The organism is Alteromonas sp. ALT199 (assembly GCF_018619335.1).
Lineage (GTDB): Bacteria > Pseudomonadota > Gammaproteobacteria > Enterobacterales > Alteromonadaceae > Alteromonas.
The window spans coordinates 1-5,453 of record NZ_JAHHDX010000019.1 but is presented as its reverse complement, the minus strand read 5'-3'; the positions used below and the strand labels follow the sequence as shown (position 1 = coordinate 5,453).

The window sequence follows — 5,453 nt, the reverse complement described above, 5'->3', positions numbered from 1 at the left end:
ATTATATAGATTCTATTGAAGCTGCTTTAACCAAAGTTACTATTATCGAAAGGAAGTTTGATTGTTAATCTAAGATAAAGGCTATCGTTGCTTTAAAGGCAAACAGCCGTAAATTAAATTTAGTATTAGCCGATGAGAAATGACAATGAAAACAGTATTAATAACAGGCGCAACAGACGGAATAGGTTTAGAAACTGCGAAGATGTTGGGAAAGGAAGGCCACAATATTATTGTTCACGGTAGAAGTGAATCAAAATTAGCTAATATTAAGGGAGCGTTAGAAGCGCAGTACCCAGCTAGTACCTTTTCTGTTGTACAGGCCGACCTCTCTTCTTTTGATGAAGTAAGGCAGTTTGCCGTACAAGTGAAAGCTAAAAACAAGCATATAGATGTGCTTATAAATAATGCCGGCGTATTTTCTATGGAAAACCCTGTAACTGCTGCGGGGCTAGATGCTCGCTTTATGGTAAATACTATTGCACCTTACATGATTACATTAGCCCTACTTGATGTGATGGATGCGCAAAGCCGAATAATAAACGTTTCTTCTGCTGCGCAAGCGCCTATTAATCTTTCGGCATTCAAAGGCGAAACTCAGTTGTCTGACGGCGCAGCATATGCGCAAAGTAAATTAGCCATTACTATGTGGACCCAGTTTTTAGGTCAAAAATATCTGAATAATGGCCCGAAGATGGTCTCGGTGAACCCTAAGTCTCTTTTAGGCAGCAAAATGGTTAAATCTGCTTATGGTATCGCTGGTGGCGACTTAAAAATAGGGGCGCAAGTATTTATGGATGCTGCGTTCTCTCCTCGCTTTGCAGATGTCGCTGGAGAGTATTTTGATAATGACCACAACACGTTCGCTGCGCCGCATCCATTTGCTAATAACCCTTCTCACGTAAAAGCGCTGATTGCGGAAATGGATGCTCTTATTGCAGCGCATTAGTTTGTCTTTGTCTTTTCTTCATTCTTAAACACGGTCTGATTTAAGCGCAAGCAACGCGCTAGCCTTTGCTAGTCGGTCCAGAATTTGCTTGGCTACCTCTATTAATTCCCTCACAATGAGTGAGGGAATTTTTTATTTCTGGATGACGCATTACGAATAATGTCGTGCTCAACAAAAATGATAAAGGTGAAAAAATCTATGCAGTTCGATAGTCACAATAAGTTTGCAGCCACTACGGTTTTCTTACACTGGCTGGTGGGATTAACTATAATAGGGTTACTCGCTACGGGCATTTACATGACAGAGAATAATGTCTATACACTATTTAATTGGCATAAAGCATTTGGTTTTCTCGTATTAATTGTCGCCTTAGTGCGAGTTGTCTGGCGTATAAAAAATGGCTGGCCCAGCCCAGCATCAAATTATAAGCCAATAGAACATAAGCTCGCTTCAATTGTTCACTGGGTGTTAATTATCGCTACGCTAATGATGCCTATTTCAGGGCTAATGACGTCTGTCCTTGGAGGTCACGGGTTATCTGTGTTCGGATTGGAAGTATTCGCGCAAAACTTTAGTGTGGAAGACCCAGAAAAAACCTTGCCAATTAATTATGAACTGTCAAAGCTAGGTGGAACAATTCACTTTTACCTTGGTTACACTGTAATTGTTGCTTTAGTGCTACACATTGCTGGCGCACTTAAGCATCATATTATCGATAAAGATGGAACGTTGAAGCGTATGTTGGGTAAAACAATTGGTGATTAAAGTGTGATCCGCTTAAACACATGTCTCCAATGTGTCACCAAGATAAATACAACATGAAATTGAAAGCCGAGTTACTTAATAACTCGGCTTTTTAATATTAAAAAGGCGCGAACCCATCTTTTGGTGTATGAGGCACCGACCATCTTGTTTTTGCATCAGCTTTCGATGCTGGCAAAGCGCCTCGTGGTATTTGCATACTATCGCCGTATAACCACAACACCATATTGGTTCTACTGCCGCCAGTAATAGGCTGTGCGGCGTGAGGTACGCTGCCTCTATGCAGCATAGCAACACCAGGTTCAAACACCGTACGTGTCACTTTTCCCGTGTTCTGATTAAAGAAGTCTACTTCCGACCCTTTAAAGGTTTCCCCTGGCACGTTAAGGTTTACATTCATTGTCGCTGCAGACGCATCAGTATGCGGGCGAAGCGATGTATCCATACCTTCTTGATATTGGATTGAAAATCCGAAGGTTTGGCTATCGAACCCCATGACCTCAGGGAACAATAAGCGGGATATAGGACGCATGTATTTGTCCATGATCACGTTATAAAAGTCTTGGAACGTTGGCGCTGCCAAATACCCTTCAGAGCGCGCGTCTAGCATGCCGCCGTTGCGATTCAAAGCAATACCATAAGGAGGGCGAAGGGGAATACCCGCATCAGCTACACCGTCTAGATAATTTCGCAATAATTGCAGTTTGTCGACATCGAAGAGCTGAGCTTGGTATACACCTGGCACGACTTCCTCCCACAAATCTGCCACTGCTTGTTCTTTAGCTGGGTCTTCCCATGCTAGCGTGACAGCATTGCGAAGTGGTTCGCTTATCAAACTTTCGGTTACCCACTCAACTAATGGCTCGTTTTGCACATCCCACTCTTTCCATGCTTTTTCTAATAGCGAACGGTTTGTGTCCCAAAATCTTTGTACAGACGGTGCTCGTTTAAGCATTTCATCTCTTGAAGGAAGGGTAAGCGCACGAGCGTGTTGCAGCGCTCCTACTGACTCTATTTCAGTACCAGTGGTTTCTACATAGCTTTTTACATCAGACATATTTGATCTCCAATTTTCTGTGTCACGACCAATCCTAAGAGACTTGTTAGGTTGTGTGTCATTTGATGATTGAAGAATATTCCACTTTTAAAAATATAAAAATGCGTTATTTATTGAGTCAGTATTTAGTTAAATTTGATAATGAGACATTCACAGCCTTGATCACGCTTATAGTTGAAGAAAACTAACGGTCAGTTTATCTGCCTCTTAGTTATTAACTGCTTTCAGAATATGTTGAGTGCTAGCGAAAAGGAGATTATCAACATAATCTAAATACTGCTTCAGTCTGTAAGTGGTTTTTCATATTTTTTGCTACGGGTATAGTTCGCCCCCTAAACGGGTTGGGTAGGTTTCAGAACCCAGTATTCCGGTGATTTTTACTTTTTCGGGGAAGCAATATGAATGCATCTGTAAATTATCATGTGAAAAAGCCTTTTACTCAGGCTTTTGAATTTGATGTGGACGGTATAGACGGCAATTTGGTCTCGCCTGAGTTAGATACAACGGGTGTTAACGTTTGCGACCTTAGAGAAAGCCAAACAAACACGGTTTTTGAGGTCCATGGAATAACCTTTCTAGAAAAACTGAATGCGGTGGCTTATCCGTTCACGGCTAAACAAGAACAAGTGTACAACAAAGAAATTCAAACATTGCTGTCCACACATGTCAGAGCAAAAGATGTACTCGTGTTTGACCATACCATTCGTATAGACGATGAAAGCGCTTCTCGACGTCCAGCCAGAAATGTTCATAACGATTACAGCGAAAAAGGAATTCAACAACGCCTTATTGACTTAGTGGGCGAACAAAAAGCGGCCGAGTACAACAAGGGACATTTTGGCTTTGTAAATATTTGGCGGCCGGTAGAAGACACTATAATGTCATCGCCGTTAGGCTTTATTTGCCCAGATTCGATGAACGATGAAGACTGGATGACTATTGCTCTAAAATACCCAGACCGTCAGGGAGAGATTTTGGGCGTGGCGGCAAACCGTCAACATCGTTGGTTCTACAAATCAAAAATGCAGGTGGATGAAGCTATTATTTTTAATATATACGACAATAAAGGCTTACCGCATTTGGCCCACAGTGCTTTAGATATGAAGGAAGAGGGCGCTGCCGACAATATCGTACGCAAGAGTATTGAAAGTAGGATGTTGGTTAAGTATTAGGGGACTTAAGGCTCGCTAACTCATATCTTCATCGTCTAGCCGGCATTGGTTTGCAAAGATAAGGTAGTCGTCTGGTGCCGATATCTTATTTTGTTTTGCTTTATACATGGCAATATCGGCTAGCTTAATCAGTGCATGCAAATTGCGACTTGTTTGAGGGTAAAAAGCCACGCCGACACTCATTGAAACCACAGTCGGCTTGCTATCGTTATTAAAATAAAAAGGTTGTTTTACGCCGGCATTTACTTTTTCTATAACCCTTTTAACAGACTCTTCGTCATCAGCTTGCAGCAACAACATAAATTCATCACCGCCCCAACGTATAGCGACATCATTTTTGCGTATTTTTTCTTTTAATTGCTCAGCAACAAAAATGAGAACTTCGTCGCCTGCATCATGGCCGTAAATATCGTTTACCGCTTTAAAACCGTTAAGGTCGATAAGCGCTAAAGCAAACTGATGCTCTTTTCTCATGAGTTTAGTAATGAGCTTCTCACCACCATTTCGATTATAGATACCCGTTAAGGCGTCGAAATCTGCTTGTAGCGCAAGCTTTTGTAACTCTTGCCTACGACTAGAAATATCATTTAACGTAAGCTGGTAGTAACGTTCTCCTTCTTCTGTCAGTAACGGGCTAGCAATAAGTTGAACCCAAATAGCACTGTCATTTGCGCTACTTTTTAGCTTGTACTCTCCTGTAGCAAACTCCTTTCGCGCGAAGGCTTCTTTAAGCGCAGACTTCATTGCCACGGGGGTTTCGAATAGTTCGTCTAACAACTCGCCGTAGCCTTGTTTTATGCCAAGCCCCGTCTTCTCTACTAAATCATTAAACGCTTCGTTTCGAAGCTCTATAGTGCCATTTCCAGCCATTAAAACGGTTGCAGTTTTGGCGTTCTCGAACAGCATTCTAAATCGCTTTTCAAGAAACTCTATTTCTTCTCTTAGTTGACGTTCTTGTGTGAACTGCTCTTCAACTTTATTTAGCAGTTGGTTGGTATCGTGTACTAGGGCGCCAATTTCACTTTTGGCGTGATAATCGGGCATATCAATGCGTTCATTTGTACCTGGCGTAATCTTATGCAGTGAACGCCCTACACGCAACATAGGAGAGATAATGATGTAGTAGGTGATTATCAAAGCGACAATGCCTACAACGAGTGCTTCGGCGTATAATGAATAGCTGTTATCCGTACTCGTTTTCTCTGCTTGGTGAATGATGTACTCGAAATTGGGATAAACGTTAACTTCAGCTAACGTTTCTTCCGGAATAAAGGGATGCCTTACTAAAAATACTCGTGGCTCTGTTTCTTTATTAATTGCTTCATTTACATTTGCCTGATAGTAAAGCGCTTCGCTTTTTATAGAGGCAGCTAAAATTTTGTCAGTTTTAACTAAGCCATTAATAGCTTCTGTGGCCAAGTCTTCATCTTCTAAGAAAGCAGCGATGGAGGCGGTTGCGCCAACGGTTTGATAAAGCTCTTCTATATCGCTGTTGGCTTCGTTTATTTCGTTTTCA

Annotated in this window: 5 protein-coding genes; 3 read left to right on the top strand and 2 right to left on the bottom strand. The window is 41.7% G+C overall.

The window, feature by feature from the left end; all coding sequences use genetic code 11:
• Positions 1–145 precede the first annotated feature (145 nt).
• A complete protein-coding gene (locus KL866_RS02650; protein ID WP_214993186.1) occupies positions 146–946 on the top strand; it encodes an SDR family NAD(P)-dependent oxidoreductase in 801 nt (266 codons plus the stop codon).
• Between the two features lie 198 nt (positions 947–1,144).
• The gene (locus tag KL866_RS02645; RefSeq protein WP_214993180.1) at positions 1,145–1,711 is read left to right on the top strand and encodes a cytochrome b; all 567 of its coding nucleotides are present in this window, start codon (positions 1,145–1,147) and stop codon (positions 1,709–1,711) included.
• A gap of 97 nt (positions 1,712–1,808) precedes the next feature.
• Here the strand turns inward: KL866_RS02645 and KL866_RS02640 are convergent, their stop codons facing one another.
• Positions 1,809–2,765 carry a 2OG-Fe(II) oxygenase family protein gene (locus tag KL866_RS02640; RefSeq protein WP_214993178.1) on the bottom strand — a complete coding sequence of 319 codons (957 nt, stop codon included), beginning with the start codon at positions 2,763–2,765 and terminating at the stop codon, positions 1,809–1,811.
• Between the two features lie 398 nt (positions 2,766–3,163).
• On the opposite strand from KL866_RS02640, the gene KL866_RS02635 reads away from it, so the two are divergent.
• Positions 3,164–3,937, top strand: coding sequence for a CmcJ/NvfI family oxidoreductase (locus KL866_RS02635; protein ID WP_214993176.1), 774 nt, complete (start codon positions 3,164–3,166; stop codon positions 3,935–3,937).
• 15 nt (positions 3,938–3,952) lie between these two features.
• Here KL866_RS02635 and KL866_RS02630 read toward each other — a convergent pair.
• The coding region (locus KL866_RS02630; protein ID WP_214993174.1) for a sensor domain-containing diguanylate cyclase at positions 3,953–5,453 on the bottom strand (1,501 nt) is incomplete at its 5' end.

Coding starts and splice junctions, on each gene's coding strand:
- KL866_RS02650 (WP_214993186.1), top strand. CDS start 146: ATGAAAACAGTATTAATAACAGGCGCAACAGACGGAATAGGTTTAGAA.
- KL866_RS02645 (WP_214993180.1), top strand. CDS start 1,145: ATGCAGTTCGATAGTCACAATAAGTTTGCAGCCACTACGGTTTTCTTA.
- KL866_RS02640 (WP_214993178.1), bottom strand. CDS start 2,765: ATGTCTGATGTAAAAAGCTATGTAGAAACCACTGGTACTGAAATAGAG.
- KL866_RS02635 (WP_214993176.1), top strand. CDS start 3,164: ATGAATGCATCTGTAAATTATCATGTGAAAAAGCCTTTTACTCAGGCT.